The organism is Listeria goaensis (assembly GCF_900186125.1).
GTDB classification, from domain to species: Bacteria; Bacillota; Bacilli; order Lactobacillales; family Listeriaceae; genus Listeria; species Listeria goaensis.
The window spans coordinates 84145-103421 of the sequence record NZ_FYBQ01000007.1 but is presented as its reverse complement, the minus strand read 5'-3'; the positions used below and the strand labels follow the sequence as shown (position 1 = coordinate 103421).

General features: G+C 41.7%; 10 protein-coding genes. All 10 read right to left on the bottom strand.

The features are described from left to right. Positions 1-52 precede the first annotated feature (52 nt). The gene (locus CFT42_RS14675) at positions 53-7456 is read right to left on the bottom strand and encodes an isopeptide-forming domain-containing fimbrial protein (RefSeq protein ID WP_117590153.1); all 7404 of its coding nucleotides are present in this window, start codon (positions 7454-7456) and stop codon (positions 53-55) included. A gap of 615 nt (positions 7457-8071) precedes the next feature. After that, positions 8072-9184 (bottom strand): glycerate kinase, encoded by a 1113-nt coding sequence (locus tag CFT42_RS09540; RefSeq protein WP_088816007.1) that lies wholly within the window; start codon positions 9182-9184, stop codon positions 8072-8074. An 11-nt stretch (positions 9185-9195) separates the two neighbouring features. Beyond that, positions 9196-11340, bottom strand: coding sequence for a glycoside hydrolase family 65 protein (locus CFT42_RS09535; RefSeq protein WP_088816006.1), 2145 nt, complete (start codon positions 11338-11340; stop codon positions 9196-9198). After that, complete coding sequence (locus tag CFT42_RS09530; protein WP_088810094.1) at positions 11337-12365, bottom strand: Gfo/Idh/MocA family protein; 1029 nt, start codon at positions 12363-12365, stop codon at positions 11337-11339. Before CFT42_RS09530 ends, CFT42_RS09535 begins: the two co-directional genes overlap by 4 nt. Before the next feature lie 15 nt (positions 12366-12380). Next, on the bottom strand, positions 12381-13172 hold the full coding sequence (locus CFT42_RS09525) for a sugar phosphate isomerase/epimerase family protein (RefSeq protein ID WP_088810095.1): 792 nt from the start codon (positions 13170-13172) through the stop codon (positions 12381-12383). A 12-nt stretch (positions 13173-13184) separates the two neighbouring features. Beyond that, entirely contained in the window at positions 13185-14237 is a 1053-nt protein-coding gene (locus CFT42_RS09520; RefSeq protein WP_088810096.1) for a zinc-dependent alcohol dehydrogenase, read from the bottom strand. Positions 14238-14308: 71 nt separating this feature from the next. Next, the gene (locus CFT42_RS09515) at positions 14309-15160 is read right to left on the bottom strand and encodes a carbohydrate ABC transporter permease (protein ID WP_088816005.1); all 852 of its coding nucleotides are present in this window, start codon (positions 15158-15160) and stop codon (positions 14309-14311) included. Beyond that, entirely contained in the window at positions 15147-16028 is an 882-nt protein-coding gene (locus CFT42_RS09510; RefSeq protein WP_088810098.1) for a carbohydrate ABC transporter permease, read from the bottom strand. The genes CFT42_RS09515 and CFT42_RS09510 overlap by 14 nt, the downstream gene beginning before the upstream one ends. Before the next feature lie 93 nt (positions 16029-16121). Continuing rightward, positions 16122-17426 (bottom strand): ABC transporter substrate-binding protein, encoded by a 1305-nt coding sequence (locus tag CFT42_RS09505; RefSeq protein WP_088810099.1) that lies wholly within the window; start codon positions 17424-17426, stop codon positions 16122-16124. Continuing rightward, positions 17423-19114, bottom strand: coding sequence for an alpha-amylase family glycosyl hydrolase (locus CFT42_RS09500; RefSeq protein WP_088816004.1), 1692 nt, complete (start codon positions 19112-19114; stop codon positions 17423-17425). Before CFT42_RS09500 ends, CFT42_RS09505 begins: the two co-directional genes overlap by 4 nt. Positions 19115-19277 lie beyond the last annotated feature (163 nt).

The following is a 19277-nucleotide window of genomic DNA, read 5'->3' as shown; positions in this document are numbered from 1 at the left end:
TTTCCTTTCAAAAAATAGCTAGGCAAGACACTCTTGCCTAGCTATTGTTGTGTTAAGCGTTATTGTTACGTTTTCTGCGCGCTACAAGCGTAAGCGTGCCTAGTAGTACAAGTGCACCAGCAAGTATCCAAATCATGTTGTCGGTATCACCTGTATGAGGTAGATTACCAGCAGGATAATCAAGTGGTGGTGTTACTGTTGGTTTTTCCGAATAGATTGTTTTAGATGTTTCACCAAATGTTAGGCTCGCACTATTTGGAATACCCCCATTTTTAACAAATGGCGCTAATTCTTCGTTTGTCGCACTATCTTTGATTTTTGTCGTAATCGTCATTGTATACGTATGACCTGCTAGATACGAGAAGTCGCCATCTTTCTTCGCTAAGTCAAACGAAACGTTGTTTCCATCAATGTTTACTTGACCATTGCCTGTTACATCTGTTCCGTTTTCATCAACTACAGTAACATTTTGAATGTCTAGTAGGTCATTAACTGCATCGCTGATGTTAGCTTGTGCCCATGATGATGTTGTGTTTCCAAAGCTTGTTTTTACATGCCAGTCAAAGCTGTCATCGCGGTTTGCCAAGTCTAAGTGTTGTGTGTTCTCGACATCTTTATGAATCACTGGCTCCTCTGTTGGAGGAGTAACAGTTGGAATTTCAGAGTGAATCACTTCTCCAGCATTACCAAAGTGTAGATCCGCTTGGTTTGGAATTCCTCCTGAAGCAATATATGGTGCTAACTCTTCGTCTGTTGCACTATCTTTGATTTTTGTCGTAATCGTCATCGTGTACGTATGACCTGCTAAATACGTGAAATCGCCGTCTTTCATTGCTAAGTCAAACGAAATGTTGTTACCGTCAATGTTTACTTGACCATTGCCTGTTACATCTGTTCCGTTTTCATCAACTACAGTAACATTTTGAATGTCTAGTAAGTCGTTAATAGTATCGGTGATACTTGCTTCTGCCCATGTTGTTGTTGTGTTTCCAAAGCTTGTTTTTACATGCCAGTCAAAGCTGTCATCGCGGTTTGTTAAGTCTAGGTGTTGCACGTTTTCAACATCTTTATGAATCACTGGTTCCTCTGGCGGTGGAGTAACAGTTGGAATTTCAGAGTGAATCACTTCTCCGGCATCACCAAAGTGTAGATCCGCTTGGTTTGGAATTCCTCCTGAAGCAATATACGGTGCTAATTCTTCGTCTGTTGCACTATCTTTGATTTTTGTTGTAATCGTCATTGTATACGTATGACCTGCTAAATACGTGAAATCGCCATCTTTCATTGCTAAGTCAAACGAAATGTTGTTACCATCAATGTTTACTTGACCATTGCCTGTTACATCTGTTCCGTTTTCGTCAACTACAGTAACATTTTGAATGTCTAGTAAGTCGTTAATAGTATCGGTGATACTTGCTTCTGCCCATGATGTTGTTGTATTTCCAAAGCTTGTTTTTACATGCCAGTCAAAGCTGTCGTCACGATTTGTTAACTCTAGAGCTTGCGTGTCCTCGACATCTTTATGAATCACTGGTTCCTCTGGCGGTGGAGTAACAGTTGGAATTTCAGAGTGAATCACTTCTCCGGCATTACCAAAGTGTAGATCCGCTTGGTTTGGAATTCCTCCTGAAGCAATATATGGTGCTAATTCTTCGTCTGTTGCACTATCTTTAATTTTTGTCGTAACTGTCATCGTGTACGTATGACCTGCTAAATATGTGAAATCGCCATTTTTCATTGCTAAGTCAAACGAAATGTTGTTACCGTCAATGTTTACTTGACCATTGCTTGTTACGTCTGTTCCATTTTCATCAACTACAGTAACATTTTGAATGTCTAGTAAGTCGTTAATAGTATCGGTGATACTTGCTTCTGCCCATGATGTTGTTGTGTTTCCAAAAGTTGCATTTACATGCCAGTCAAAGCTGTCATCGCGGTTTGTTAAGTCTAGGTGTTGCACGTTTTCAACATCTTTATGAATCACTGGTTCCTCTGGCGGTGGAGTAACAGTTGGAATTTCAGAATGAATCACTTCTCCGGCATTACCAAAGTGTAGATCTGCTTGGTTTGGAATTCCTCCTGATGCGATATATGGTGCTAATTCTTCATCTGTCGCACTAGCTTTGATTTTGGTTGTAATTGTCATCGTGTACGTATGACCTGCTAAATACGTGAAATCACCATTTTTCATTGCTAAATCAAATGAAATGTTGTTGCCGTCAATGTTTACTTGACCATTGGCTGTTACATCTGTTCCGTTTTCATCTACGACGGTTACATTTTGAATGTCTAGTAAGTCATTGATTGTATCCGTAATACTTGCTTCTGTCCATGATGTTGTTGTATTTCCAAACTCTGCGTTCACATGCCAGTCAAAGCTGTCATCACGGTTTGTTAAATCTACATGTTGTGTGTTTTCCACATCTTTATGAATCACTGGTTCCTCCGGCGGAGGCGTCACAGTTGGAATTTCAGAGTGAATCACTTCTCCAGCATTACCAAAGTGTAAATCTGCTTGGTTTGGAATTCCTCCTGATGCGATATATGGTGCTAATTCTTCATCTGTTGCACTATCTTTGATTTTTGTCGTAATCGTCATCGTGTACGTATGACCTGCTAAATATGTGAAATCGCCATTTTGCGTTGCTAAGTCAAACGAAATGTTATTACCATCAATGTTTACTTGACCATTACTTGTTACGTCTGTTCCATTTTCATCAACTACAGTAACATTTTGAATGTCTAGTAAGTCGTTAATAGTATCGGTGATACTTGCTTCCGCCCATGTTGTTGTTGTGTTTCCAAAAGTTGCATTTACATGCCAGTCAAAGCTATCATCGCGGTTTGTTAAGTCAAGGTGTTGCACGTTTTCAACATCTTTATGAATCACTGGTTCTTCTGGCGGTGGAGTAACAGTTGGAATTTCAGAGTGAATCACTTCTCCAGCATTACCGAAGTGTAGATCCGCTTGGTTTGGAATTCCTCCTGAAGCAATATACGGTGCTAATTCTGCGTCTGTTGTGCTATCTTTAATTTTTGTCGTAACTGTCATCGTGTACGTATGACCTGCTAAATATGCGAAATCGCCATTTTGCGTTGCTAAGTCAAACGAAATGTTATTACCATCAATGTTTACTTGACCATTACTTGTTACGTCTGTTCCATTTTCATCAACTACAGTAACATTTTGAATATCTAGTAAGTCGTTAATGGTATCGGTGATACTTGCTTCTGTCCATGTTGATGTTGTGTTTCCAAAAGTTGCATTTACATGCCAGTCAAAGCTATCATCACGATTTGTTAAGTCTACATGTTGTGTATTCTCAACATCTTTATGAATGACTGGTTCCTCTGGCGGTGGAGTAACAGTTGGAATTTCAGAGTGAATCACTTCTCCGGCATCACCAAAGTGTAGATCCGCTTGGTTTGGAATTCCTCCTGAAGCAATATATGGTGCTAATTCTTCATCTGTTGCACTATCTTTGATTTTTGTCGTAATCGTCATCGTGTACGTATGACCTGCTAAATATGCGAAATCGCCATTTTGCGTTGCTAAGTCAAACGAAATGTTATTACCATCAATGTTTACTTGACCATTACTTGTTACGTCTGTTCCATTTTCATCAACTACAGTAACATTTTGAATATCTAGTAAGTCGTTAATGGTATCGGTGATACTTGCTTCTGTCCATGTTGATGTTGTGTTTCCAAAAGTTGCATTTACATGCCAGTCAAAGCTATCATCACGATTTGTTAAGTCTACATGTTGTGTATTCTCAACATCTTTATGAATGACTGGTTCCTCTGGCGGTGGAGTAACAGTTGGAATTTCAGAGTGAATCACTTCTCCGGCATCACCAAAGTGTAGATCCGCTTGGTTTGGAATTCCTCCTGAAGCAATATATGGTGCTAATTCTGCGTCTGTTGCGCTATCTTTAATTTTTGTCGTAACTGTCATCGTGTACGTATGACCTGCTAAATAATTAAAACTACCATCTTGCATCGCTAAGTCAAACGAAATGTTGTTACCGTCAATGTTTACTTGACCATTGCTTGTTACATCTGTTCCGTTTTCATCAACTACAGTAACATTTTGAATATCTAGTGAGTCGTTAATGGTATCGGTGATACTTGCTTCTGTCCATGTTGATGTTGTGTTTCCAAAAATTGCATTTACATGCCAGTCAAAGCTATCATCACGATTTGTTAAGTCTACATGTTGTGTGTTCTCAACATCTTTATGAATGACTGGTTCTTCCGGTACATCATTAACAACGACACCAACACGTTCAGGTTCAACAGCTTGTAGATTGTTAGAAGCATAAGCAAATGAATTCCATGCTGCACGAGTTTGTTCATCGATTGTTGGGTTTGTTAAACTTGCATCTAACACTGTTGGTGCTTGCATAGAGAAGTTTAACGCGATGTTATCACCAGTATTAAAGCTTGCATTATCAAGTAAAGTAATCTTAAAGCTGTGAATTTGACTCCAATCCATTACAGATGTTGCGTCCATCCAATTTGGTTGTTGCGCATCTATTGGATTTGTAATTGGAGTTGTTGTTTCTGGATAAAGAACGTTTTCTGTTAAATCATCTCTAGTCGGATTAGTAGCCGTACTATAAGTGATGGCTACTTTTCCAGCCCATTCAGCCGGAACTGTAATCGGACCCGTCATAATTGGTGTAAATTGGCTTCCCCGTTGTGTATTATCTGTAATACCTAAATCGCCAACAGAAGGAAGTACGTCCATTAATACCATTTGATTAACTTGGGTTTCTCCGTCATTTGTAAGATTAAGTTGATAATCAATTGTTCCACCTAATGAAGTATGACCAAATTTAGAAAACTCCGTATCTTGGTCGCCTTTAACAAGTTTAGAAGTCGTAATCTTATCTTCGCGAAGAATATAGTATTTATTACCTGAAACTACTAAGTTTTCATCTACATTACCATTGCCATTAATATCATTTGTATCTTGTACTTTAACAGAATTAGTAATAACATCCCCGGTTTGTGTTGGAACATCAAAATTAGCGTCTCCAACCGAACCATAGACCATTGGTGTTAAAGTAGATGGTGCATCTTCGGCAATATTAACAGCGAAGAAATAAGAAATGGATTTTCCAGGATATAAACTATCTTCATTCCATTTAACGTGAATTAGTTGTTGCCCCGTTCCATTGTAGTTGGAATCAACTATTTTAATAGTTCCCTCTTCGTTATTTCCATCAGTGGTAGCTGATCCCCACGCAAGCTGATCAGCCATTTGATACATAGGATTCGCTTCATCCACGGTAACCCCTTTTGGAAGCAACAACATCTCTTCTAATGGACTTCCTGCTTTTTCTACAGAAGAAGTGTCATTAGCTAATTGACCTTGAACAAAATTTCTTCCTGGTTGAACAATCCCGTTTTCTTGATTTACTATTTTGATAGAGCTACTAAGAATTGGAATCGAACCTGCTGGTTTTGGAACAATGGTTGCCGTTCTCTCGCCTGTCAGCGTCGAACTATCATTCATATCAGCATCATTATTCCAAGAAACTTGATTTCCTTCTGCATTGTAACCTGTCACATCATAAGAAACCGTGTTAGTAACTCCACCAGTGTATCCAGGTGTCACACTATAATACATATAAATCCAATTATTATATCCTGCTGGTCGATATTGATAGGAATACCGAATCTTACTAACATGCGTCCCATCAGCAATTCCATAATCATGTAATTTATATGTTCCTGGTCCAACACCTTGTGCTAGTAATTGTTCTTGCCCATTAATCGTGACATAGATATCCACTTTCGATTCTTTTGAAGGGTCAACAGAAACCGCATCAGGGGGAGCAGCATCCGGGTTATAATCACTAGGATTAATCACGAACTCACTTAAATTTAATGCATTATCAATATTATAATTCACTTCGTATTTATCATAATCCATTGTAGGACTATTTGTTAAATAGTTTGTTAAAGCAAGTAAAAATCCTAAACGAGCACTATCATATACACTTGGATTTGGATTAGCACTATCTCCGCCAACACCGCCTTCTGCATCCTTAGGACCATAATGCGATGGACTAATAAGCGTTCCAGATGGTGCTGGAACATCTCCACCAAATGGACCCGCATACGTCTTAGCGGTTGCATCCTTAGAAATCGCTTGATCACTGTAATCTACAGCTGAAACCGTAGCGGTATTCGTATAGGATGTTATCTCCGTTATGCCCGCATCATAAGTCGTACGGACTTCAATCGTTTTATTAAATAAGGAATCTCCGCTTGCTACTGCTTTTTGTGCATCAATCGTAGGTGCATCAAATTCCCATGTTACAGTTCGTGCTGCGCTATCATACACTCCGCCAGAATCATCACTAACATAAGTTAATCCCGCGGGAATCGTATCTACTACTTTAATTTTACTTCCTTCTTTAAAGTAAAGTAAGCCTGTGTCTTTTGCATCTGCATTAACTTTGATAGACCATACACCAGTATCGCCTTCTACTGCTGGATCACTACTTGCAGTACCATTTTTCAATGTTTCTACATATGCTTTTGAAACCGAAACACTTGATGAAGCTTTTGCTGTAACAGTTGCATCATCTGTTGCATTTCCAGTAAAATTATCAGCTGTGAAACTAGCCTTTGCAACGAACTGTGTTCCATCCGTTGTGACACCATTTTCAGTGTGTACCTTAATAATTACTTGCTCTGCTTGCCCAGCACTTAATGTATCAAAATGATACGTTAAACGATGTGCATTAGCATCATAGCTTGGAACAACATTGAAAATGGCCAACTCATTTAAATCCTGCGTAAATGAACCATTCGCTGGAAGATCAATAGTAATATTTGCATTTTGATATGTTATTTGACTTCCTGTTACTTTAAAGTTCAAAGCAAAAACAGTATCTTGCCCTGCTTGAACAGAAGCGTTCACTGGAGCAATATCAATATCAGCATTGACAGTCCCAGATTTAAGTGAAGGCGTTCCTAACGAGCTTTCTGCCGTAATTAGCAATGTGTTTGATGTGTGATCCACACCATCTATAGTTGTTTTACCGATAAGACCATAATTACCCGCTTTTTCAGCCTTCAATGTTAAATCAGCGGCGTTATCTTTTTTATCCTCATTCCAAGTAATCGTGATTTCTGATTTATCTTGGTTAAAAGTTGCAGTTTTAATGTTTGCTTTTAAGTTGTTGTCGGCAACTTTATCAAAGGAAATATCATTTGGGATTGCAATTGTTGCTGTATCACCACTTGTTTGGGAAATATGAACATCAAAATTAGAGCCCGTTTTAACGTTCTGATTTTCCGTTGATAATTTAAGCACTTGATCTTCTGTACCTGAGTTAGTGTTTGTTGCAGCTAAACTAACAATGGGAGATACAAGCGTTTGAATGATCAATAGCAAAATTGCAATGCCAGCAAATCCTTTTTTGAAATTTGGCATCTTTCTTCCCTTCCTTTGTAATCTATTAATTTGATAAACATCCTTTCTCTTACGAAATGTGGTTGCATATAATACCGTATGCCATTAGATTTTAGCATTACTAACTTCAAAACCTATGCGTAATTTACACATTTAAAAAAATTTTTGTGACTATTTTTAAAACATTAGTCAATCTCTATTAAACCATTGCTTTCACTATCCTAAAACAACTCTTTAATAAACGTTCTTTATTGTCACCACATGATTAACTAAATAACTTTTCCATGATTAAAATAAAACCACGGACAACGTAAAAATTACAGAAAATATTTGGCTTTATTTTATATCGCTGAAAAGAAAAATGTTATAAAATTTTAAACGCAATAAAAAACTTAAACTTTTGTTTCAATCACACCCTATCATATTATAATTGATAACTTTGAAACGCTTGTGTAGTTTACACATTTCAAATCTTGTTTGTGGCAATTCTTTAAAGTTCTACCTTATATCCTACTTCAGCATTATGATAAACAAAAATAAGCATAAACCTAGTAACTACCATCCTCAAAATGGCTTTATTACTAGATTTATGCTTTTAAATCTATTTATCTTGAAACGAACTCAAAAAATCAGCTTTTAGAAGCCTCTTGTCACTAGCGCTGCGACATTGCGAGCTGTCCGTTCAATATTTTCAGCCGCGTCATAGAGCGTTTCAGCAAGCGAAGCTACACGACCTATTGAAGGGAAAACAGCCGTAATACCTTTTGAATAAAGCTCCGAAACGTCTTCTGTCACACTACCACAGATGGCGATGACGGGCACGTTTTTGGGGGCACATTTTGCTACACCAAGCGGCGCTTTTCCTTGCGCGGTTTGACCGTCCATGCGCCCTTCGCCCACAATGATAAGATCAGCATCTTGGCAGACTTCTTGCATCTTTAAGCGAGCTAAGACGAATTCAATTCCAGCGTTTAGTTCCGCAGAAAGGAATTCGGCAAGTCCTGCACCCATTCCACCTCCCGCTCCGCTACCTGGTTCAGTTGGAATGCGGCCAAAATGGCGGGTATAAAAATCAGCGAGCATGGCATCAACGCGGGCAATTTCAGCTTGCGGCAACCCTTTTTGAGGTCCAAAAATGGCTGTCGCGCCGTTATCCCCACAAAGCGGACTCGCCACATCGCTTATGACGCGAATTTTGACGTTTTCAAGCGTCTTTGGAACACCTGTGCCATCAATTTGCGTGATGCGCGCTAGGTTTTCACCAATTGGTGCCACTTCATTTCCCGCAGCGTCTAGGAAGCGGTAGCCCATACCTGCTGCCATTCCAATTCCACCATCATTTGAGGCGCTACCGCCAACGCCGACTAGAATTTCTGTGGCGCCCAAATTTATCGCATGGCGAATGAGTTCCCCGACGCCAAATGTGCTCACTTTTAGAGGGTTGCGCATTTCACGCGGGATTAAGTCGAGCCCGCAAACTTCGGCCATTTCAATGAAAGCAGTGTGCTCTTTAAAAGCGTATGACACATTCCGCTTTCCTCCCAAAGGGCCAGTTACTTCGAGCTCCTGAACTTCCGCTTCGTACGCGTCAGAAAGCACCGCGAGCGTCCCTTCGCCGCCATCAGCTACTGGAAGCAAAACGTATTCTGCGTGTGGGAAAACCTGCGCAAAACCTGCGCGAATGCTTGCAGCCACTTCTTTCGCGGACAAACTCTCTTTAAATGAATCGGGCGCAATCACTACTTTCATGGCGCTACCTCCTAAAATTTTATTGTTAATGTTTGTTCTAACACATATTTTTTGCCTAAAACGGAAAGCTGCATCGGCACATCCGTTTGTTTTTCGATACGAAGCGCGCTTTTTGTGAGCGCAAAAGCCAATTGTTCTCCTAAATAGCAGAACTGAAAACGCAATTCATGCCAGCTATCCGGTAAATCCGGATTAACCGATAGGACGCCGTCGCGAATTTGAATGCCAGAAAAACCGTGAATCACCATGAGCCAAATGGCGCCAAGTGAGGCCGCGTGAATTCCGTCATCTGACGAGTGCGGATTATCGCCAAAATCAATGCGACAAGCCTCTTTGAAAAAGCGGTAACTAAGTTCGCGGTTGCCACACCACTGAGCTACAATGGCATGAATGGCTTTACTAAGCGATGAATCATGAATCGTTCGCGCCTCATAAAATGCTAAATTTTTTGCCATAACATTTTTTGGAAACAGCGCCGGGAATAAATAGAGCAGCATAACCACATCGGCCTGTTTTAAAATTTGCATTTCGTTGACTTCTGAACGCGCGTAGTCTAGCAAAATGCTTTGGCTACCTTGTTTTTTCTTATATTTTTCCAAAGAAATAACGGGCTTCTGTAAAAAAGTATCGTCTTGTGGAATGATACCCTCCGCGTTCGGTTTTGGCAAATGAAGTCCTTGCAAAAATTTTTCCGCCTGCGGTTTAAACGCTGGGTTCCATTTGGCGGCTTCCTGCACGTTAAAGTGCGCCATATAGTTCGTGTAGGCGTTATTATCAACGTGTTCCGTGTATTCATCAGGCCCAATGACGTCCCGAATAACGAGCTTGGCTCCCGCTTTTTCCGCGCGACTTAGCCAAAATTTCGCCGTTTCGAGGAGCAATTCAGCCCCGCAAGCGCGCATAAAAGCATCGTCTTTCGTCGCCGCGTAATAAGCCACCACCGCAAATGCAATATCCGCCACAATGTGGTGCTCCGCAAGCGCCGACGCAATTTTCTGCCGCTTCCCAGTTTGAATATTAATCGCCGCAAAAAGAGGCGTCTCCTCATCGCCACTAAAAGCACTTTCCCACGGGAATAAAGCTCCTTTGTAGCCGTTCTTACGCGCTTTTTCACGCGCTTTTTCAAGGCGGTGATAGCGGTAGAGCAGCAGGCTTTTGGCTTCACTTGGCTTTTTATGTAGCACAAAAGGTAAAATAAAGATTTCCGTGTCCCAAAAAACGTGCCCCTTGTAGCCCTCTCCGGTCAGCCCTTTCGCGCCGACACTAAGAGGCACCTCCCCATTTGGCGTCATAATTTCAAGATGGTACAGCGCAAATGAAACGAGCAATTGGTCATGCGCATCGTCCGCTTGAATTTGAATACCCGCAACTTGCCAAAATTCCTGCCATTTTGATGCTGATTCTGCCAAACAAGCATCATAATTTTCTGCTGGAATAGCAGCTATATCGATTTCAGCATCTGTGAAAATATGCGTCATTTTTTGAAGCGTTATCATTTTATTTTTCACTGCTTGATACGTTACTTTACCCGTTAATTGGCGATTTTTCGCAAAAAAAACAGCTTTTTCAGAAAGCGTTGAAATAATCGTCATGTTCGCTTGGCTTTCTGTTGTTTCATACGAAGCATACATGCGAGTTTCCCCCAAAACGCGCAGTTCCCGCTCAATTAATTGCTGTGTGCCAAAATTGGTTTGCTGCCCATCAATGCCCGTTTCAATTGTAATTAGAGCGTCGCCAGAAAGCGGTGTAATCGACACACGGCTCGCAATAAGCGACTTCGTTTGTTTGGACGCAAAACGGCGAAACTCCAATTGATAGGACTTGTTTTTCGGACTGCGCCACTCAATTTGGCGGACGAGTTCTCCTGTCGCCAAATCTAAGGATAGTTCAAATTGAGCGAGCTTTCCTAGCTGCATGGAGAACACTTCACCGTCCAGTGTAATTTTAAACCGCATCACATCAGGCAAGTTGACGAGTTCGGCGCTGACGCCGCCAGCAGGCTTATTGTAAAGTCCCGCTACATACATGCCGCGCACCTGCTCGGAGTAGTCCTCTTCAAACGCGCCGCGCACGCCTAGATTTCCATTTCCAACCGTAAAAAGAGTGCCATATTTATTTAAACATTCCATTTTAAATTCGCGTTCTGACCATCTCATAAATAGACACACTCTTCCTTCTCGGCGGACTCATAAAGTGCGGCAACAAGACGCTGGATGACATACCCTTGCTCGCCGGAAGCGACTTCACCCGTCCCTGAAAGAACTTTTTCAACAAAAGCCGCCATGCTTTCTGGATGACTATCTTTTTGATTAAAACGAGGTTCCCGGAGCATTTCTAGCTCGCCGTCCGTATCCGTATAAATTTCCGCTGGGTAGAGCGTTCCGCCCGCCCGATCCCCGAAAAACGCAACATCAAAAATCCGTTCTTCCTTCATATGCAAAGCAAAAGACGTTTCGAGTTCCAGCACACTCCCGTCCGCAAACTCAATCCAGCCGAGAAGCGCATCTTCCACCGTGAATTTTTCCGGATCCCAGCTGCCAAACGAGCCCGTCCGTTTTTTCGTACCAATTTTTTGGAAACTTTTTGCCATAACGCGCTTAACTTCCGGGAAATCAAGCACGTACATCGCCGTATCGAGCATGTGAATGCCAATATCAATCAGCGGCCCTCCGCCTTGAATTTCCTTGTTCGTAAACGTCCCCCAACCCGGCACGCCAGAACGCCGAAGCGCTCTAGCACGGGCAATATAAATGTCGCCAAAAAGCTTTTTCTCTTGTTTTAAAAACCGCGCTTCATCTGAAAAACGGTGGTGAAAATCATACGCGAGTACGAGCCCTCTTGATGCGGCTTCCTCAGCCATCGCGAGCGCCTCTTCAGGCGTCATCGCAGGTGGCTTCTCGCACATGACGTGCGCACCGTTTTGAAGCGCCAACATCACATTTTCAAAGTGGAAACGATTCGGCGTACAAATGCTCACCATATCCACTTTTTCATTTAAAAACAGCGATTTAGCATCCGAATATGCTGCTAAAAAGCCGTTTTGTTCCGCAAATTCCTCCGCACGCTTTAAATTCGGATCACAAACAGCCGCAAGAATAAGCTCCGGTCGCGTCTTATAATACTCAGCATGAACCGTTTCTGCCACTTGCCCTGCCCCAATTATCGCCACTCTCTTTTTCATCCCATTAACCCCTAACTACAAACAACTTTTAATATGTGCAAGCGCCTCTTTATAAGCCTGCTCTTCATTCTCACTGCGAATACGACATTCAAACGTCATATATCCATCGTAACCAAGCTCTTTTAGCGTATCGAAATGCTTTTTAAAATCAAGCGCCCCGCTGCCCGGCTGATACCGATGATTATCGGCAAGGTGAATGTGTTTCACATCTTTTTGATGCGCCGTCAGTGCCTCTGAAATACCGTCCTCTTCAATATTCATATGGTAAAAATCGGCGATAATTTTCACATTCGACAGCTCATTTTTATCAATATAATCTTGGGCATCTTGAAGCGTATTAATCATATGGTCCTGATAGCGGTTGAGCGGCTCAAGAAAAATCGTTGTACCCGTTTCGCCCGCTACCTTGTCAAGCTCAATTAGCGAAGCGCTGACCGCTGCAAAATCGCCTTCAGTAGAGCGCGGAGACGTCATTGGCGGGAGGCGATACGTGAACATGCCCCAGGCCGCCGGCACAACAATGCCTTTGCCGTTAACCTCCTTTAAAGCGCGTAAAATGGCTTTAATCTCTTCCAAACCTCGCAAACGTCTTTCTTCGATGAAATCGCCAATCCAGCCATCATAGCCGCCACACGCGGTTGAAACTGGCAGTCCGGTCGTCTTGATTGCCGCTTTTATTTCTTCTAGATTTTGAACAAGTTGCTTGCCGTCGATTTCAAAACCATCGAAGCCTAAATCTTTCACATACTGAAATTTTTCTTGAATATTTTCTGGAAAAAATGCTTGGTTTTGCGTTCCGATTTTCATCCTAATCTCTCCTTAAAAGTTAATGCCCATTTTAATGCTTTCATCTGGGTGCTGATCCACGTATTTCATGAAGCCAGCCGCGCTTTCAGAAAATGGAATGACCGGGTCAATGATATCCTCACAGTCCAAATAGCCGTTCATCAAAAGCTCAAAACACGTGTCTTCAATGCGTTTTCTGTCCCAGCGTGGATAATCTGGATTTGGTTCGCTTGCCGCACGGGAAAAGACAATTTTCGCGTTATTAAAATGAGCTTCGCGTCCTAAATTGAAGCCATCTGGAAACGGTTTGGCGAAAGCCACGTAGGAAATAATCCCACCGTATGCAATGCCGCGCAGTGCGCTTTGTAGCGCCGCCGAGTTGCCGCTTGTTTCAATAATCGAATCGGCGCCCAGTTTATTCGTCACTTTTTTGATTTCGAGGCCGACATCGACTTTTGTAGGGTCGAAAGTGAAATCGGCGCCATGTTTTTTAGCAATTTCTAGGCGATGTGCAATTGGGTCCACACCGATAACAATACTTGCACCCGCTTTTTTGGCAAGCTGGATAGCAATTTGTCCAATAGCGCCTAGACCTACAACGACGACAAAATCCCCTGCGCGAACATGTGCGTCGCGAACGCCGCTCATAGCAAATTGGGCAGGATCATAGCAAACAGCATTTTTATAACTACCGCCGGCTGGGATTTTACGCAACTTATAATTGTTCACGCCTTTTGCAATGACGGTTTCTCGAATTTGTCCGTAAGTGAGTACTTTATCCCCGACCGCATATTCGGTCACAGTTTCCCCAACCTCCGTAATTTCACCACAAATCATGTTACCAAGCGGCAAGTCGCCGAATTCAATGCCGCGTTTCGCCCCCTCGTCGCGCTTCACAAACATATTCCATTCTGCCGAAAATTCTTCATCAATAAAAGGACTAATCCCTCTAAAATCAACCACTTCCGTCCCATGTTTTGGTGAAGCAAATTCAACCTTTATTTTCACTTCATCTTTCTGAATAGCTACTTCTTCATATTCCACAAGCGCCGCCACACGCGGCTCTGTCGCAACTAATTTTTTCATCTAACAAACTTCCTTTCAATTCAATGTTTTACTAAGTCCTCGCTTTTTGGCAAAAAATACCGTTCAGCCTGCTAGCCTTTGACGCCGCCGTCAGTTAAATTCCCTTTAATAAAGCGCTCTGACAACGCGTACATAATCACAACTGGAAGCGCCGTAATAAGCGAGGCTGCCATCATTCGACCCCAAATGTAATCAGGCGTGCTAAAGAGCGTGTTCAGCCCAATTGGGAGGGTGAATTTCTCGGAACTCGATAGGAAAATCGAGGCGAATAAATAGTCGTTCCAAGCAACCATGAAACAGTACACGAACACGGAAATGATGCCAGAAACGGCAAGCGGAATAATAATCCGCAAGATAATTTGGAAGCGGTTTAGGCCGTCCATCATCGCGGCTTCCTCAATATCGTCCGGTATGGTGTCAAAATAGCTTTTCAACATGAAGACAGCTGTCGGCAAGGTTTGCACCACCATTGTAATGATTAGCGACGTTTCTGTGTCATACAAGCCTAAACTTGAAATAATTTTAAACAAAGGAACGATTAACAAAATTCCTGAAAACATGTACACGGTATAAAAGCTTGCGTTTATAGTGATGCGTCCTTTAAACCGCAGTTTGGACAATGCATACGCGCCTAATATCCCAAGAGCCACAGCGACCCCAGCCGCAACGAGTGACACAATTAAACTGTTTTTAAAGTAGGTTAAAAACGGGAAAATATCAGGATTAAAAATATCGATATAATGTTGCCACGTAAAATCCCGCGGGAAAATTGTTGGGCTCGTTGAAATGGCTTCTTTCGTCCCTTTGAACGATGTCATAAGCATAATGAAAAATGGGAAAAGGGAAACTATCAAAAAGGCAACCATGGTAATATAAAACGCGATTTTTTTCGTGCGTTTTGCTTTTTTGCTACTTACCGCCATTTAAATCCACCCGCTTTCTTGTAAAAATAATAACCACGAAAATAATGACAAAGAGGATAACTGAAATGGCCGCCGCTTTCCCTAAATCATTAAAGGCAAACGCCGTTTTATACAAGTAGACCCCTAAAATGTTGACTTTATTCGTAAGTAAGTACACATCGGTGAACATATAGAACATCCAAATCGCCCGAAGTGTCACAACCGTTGCTAAAACAGGCATAATCGCCGGCAAAGTAACAATTTTAAATTTCTGCCAAAAGTTCGCGCCGTCCATATCCGCCGCTTCGTAAAGCGAATTATCAATCGTTTGTAAAATGGCAAGAAACGAAATGAAAGCGTACGGGAAATAGCGCCAAATCGCGAAAAGCACGACTAAAAAGAAACTCGAAACAGGATTATCAAACCAAAGTGGCGCAGAATCAAAAATGTGCAGTAAATCGACCGTAAAATAGTTGACAATACCATATCCATTATTAAACATATATTTCCAAGCAAAAATTAGTGAAATCGACGGTGTCACATATGACAAAATGATGAGCGACCGCGCCGTTTTTCTAAATTTAAATTCACGGTTAAAGAAAATCGCAACAGCGAGCCCAAGCACCGTACTGCCCGCCACAACTAAAACCGTGTAGCCCACTGTCAGGCCAAGCGACTTATAAAATTCTGGATCCTTTAAAATGTCCAAATAATTCGTCAACCCAATAAATGTCGATTTCAAATTTGGATTGAGCGGCATATCTAGAAAACTAATATGAATGTTCGATAGCATCGGATAAAGTACGAGCGCCGCAAGCAAAACAAAACTTGGAGCCAGCAAAATCATCGCGAGCTTAAAATCGGATCGTTTATAAACTTTTGTCTTCATAATTCCCTCCTACCGAATAAACGGTTTACGCCTATTCTTGAAGCGGAACGGCACTCTTTTCTAAAATTTCGACCAAAAGAGTGCCATCCTTTTTTATTTCCCTGATGCATTTGATTCAGCTTTAGCTTGCGCCTCTTTTAAATCCTTCGAAGGACTGCCGCCGCCAACGGTTACATTGTTAACCATTTGAGCGATGATGCCCGAGCTCGTAATATCCCCCATCTTCGTGAAGTTTTTGCCGTCAACAAGTCCGAAAACTTGGATTTCGTCAAACGAAGCTGCAATTTCATTCGAAAGGTCGCCAAATGCTTGAACGACTTCATTATTTTTGTACGCGTCTTCTTTTAAAACGTCCTTATTAACCGGTTGCGCACCGCCTGGTGACATCAGTACCCAAGACGCCATATTTTTCGGTTCCGATAAGAATTCAACAAACGTACTTGCCGCTTCTTTTTGCGCCTCATCAAGCCCTGCCGAAATCGTTAAACCTGAAACCGTACCATAAACAGCTTTTTCTTTTTGTTCTGGAATCGCAAAACCGATGTTGCTCGCGTCGCCGTCTTCAAACACAGCGGGCAGAATATAAGTTGAGTAAATCGCCATTGGCGCCGTTTTATTCATAAAAGCATCTTTAATTTCCGTAACATCGTTCGAGCCTGGCATCGTGTACTGCGAAAGCTCTTTATAGTAAGAGAGCGCCTCATTCATCGGCTTCGTATCGATTGTAATATCGCCGTCAGCATTTAAAACATTCGCTTTGTTAGAAAGAGCAAACTGAGAGAAGGCTTGCTCACTCATTGTGCTTTCTGCTGTTGGCATTGCAATCCCATACTTTTTATTTTTTGCATCCGTAAAGTGTTCTGCAATTTTCAAAACATCGTCCCAGCTTTTTGGTTCCGAAAAACCAGCGTCTGAAAGAGCCTTTTTGTCGTACCAAATGCCTTGTACCCAGCCACTAATTGGTGCCGCAATATAGCTTTTGCCGTCCTCAGAACGAACTAAGTTGCGAGCTCCCTCGTAGTAGCTATCTTCCCCAACTGTTTCCATCACATTTTTAACCGCATCTTGGTCAATCAATTTATCCTTATCCATAACTTTCGCGAAATCTTGACTTACTTCCATGACAGCCGGAAGCTTGCCAGAACGCGCGAGCGTCACCACTTTTGTGTTATACGCATCTTCCTCAACCGGAATTTGCTTCACTTTAATGTTTTTATGTTCTTTTTCAAAATCGGCAATCAATTTGTTGATGACATCTAGGCGATCTTTTTCCACCGAAGAGTGCATAAATTCAATTGTAACCTTCTCATCACTCGCTTTAGACCCACCTCCGCAAGCCGTCAGTAACGCGCCCAAAACAAGCACAACAACAAGTAAAACTAAGCTTTTTCTTTTCATGATTTTTCCTCCTCATTTGGTTTTAACCAGTAAAATGCATATGGTTCTAATTCTAAGGTACCGCTCCCACGATACGATTTACCCGAAATAATATCGGTGTAATTCCCTTCCTCTAAATCAAAATGTACCGTTTTATTAGCTAAATTATGAATGACTATCATTTCACCCGTTGCATTCACACGTTTTAAAGCAAACAATTCTTCGCCGCCATCTAAAACTTCCATCGTAACGTCTGGGTGGAATAAAGGCTCATTTTTGCGTAGCGTCACGAGTTTTGTTAGCGCATCATACGTTTTATGGCGTAAACTTTCCGAATCCGCCAGTTCAGACGTAATTTCATCATAATGATATTTTTTACGATTAATCGAACGGTTATGTTTCGTTTTCTCTACGCCATCATAATCATTACGACTACCAAGCACACTTTGCACATAAATCGCCGGCACGCCTGGAATCGCAAGTAAGATGCTGTGCGCCACCAAAAAGCGCTTCAAACGCAAATCGTCCGCATCATTTATATGATTAAGCGCATCCATATACGTCACGTTCACCTCATAAGGACTTTTCGACCCGTCCGGATTTTCTTTATAAGAAACAAGCGCCCCCTCATCTTCAAGCAATTTCACAAGCGCCAAAATCTCTTCCTCTGGTACAATACCGCGAATCGGATTTAAACCAATGCCATCATGTGAAGCAAGAAAGTTAAAGTACGTTGTTTGTTTAAACGGCGTTTCAATCTCGCTTGCCCATGCCGAAAGCACTGACGCCTGCCCGCTTTTAACCGCATGGAGCACCAGTGGCGGCAACGGAAATTGATAAACCATTTGGGCTTCATCGTTATTTCCAAAATAACTAATATTATCGCGGTGTGGCACATTTGTTTCCGTAATTAAAACCGTACCTGGTTTTGCCGTATCCGCAATTAAACGGAACAATTTAATGATTTCATGCGTTTTCGGTAAATGAATTGAAGTCGTCCCCGGCTCCTTCCACATAAATCCTACCGCATCAAGCCGCACATAAGATGCCCCTTCTTCCAAGTAAGACAGCAAGACGTCCACCATTTTGTAAAGCACTTCTGGATTTTCAAAGTTCAAATCAATTTGATCGTCGCTAAAAGTGGTCCAAATATTCACTTTAGACCCATCTTTTTTCAAAAAAGGAGTTAAAAGTGGTGTCGCTCTCGGTCTAGTCACCTGACTTAAATCTGTATCCGCTGGCAAATCAATGAAAAACGCCTCATACTCCGGATTTCCCGCCAAATATCCCTTAAACCAATTGCTTTCCTTTGAAATATGATTGCACACGAAGTCGAACATCAGTCGCGTTTCGTCCGCGAGCGCCTGAATTTCCTGCCAATCGCCAAGCTCCGGATTCACTTTTTTATAATCAATAACCGAAAAGCCATCATCTGAAGAATAAGGATAAAACGGCAATATGTGCACCAGTTCAAACGAATTTTTCAAATATTTATCAAAAAACGTTTTAAATGTTGCCAGCTTCGCCTCGTCTTCCTTGAAAATTTGATCCCCGTATGTAATTAAAACAATATCCTTTTCGTCCCACTCCGCTTTACTATAAAGCGCTTTCTTTTTTGTTTCTAAAATACGCGCTTCAATTCTATCCGCAAGCTTCGGGACAACATCTGCATCATAAATGCGCGCCAAAATTTCTTGTAATTTTGCCATGATAACCTCCTTTTCGTGGTACCGCTCCCATAAAATGAATTATAAAATAGAAAGCGCTTTCTGTCAATTTATTTTTAAATTTTTTTACGAAAAGCTTTGGTATATCGTATTCTATTCTGCCGTGTTGGACAATTCCATTAAAATTGAGTAAGATACATTTAGA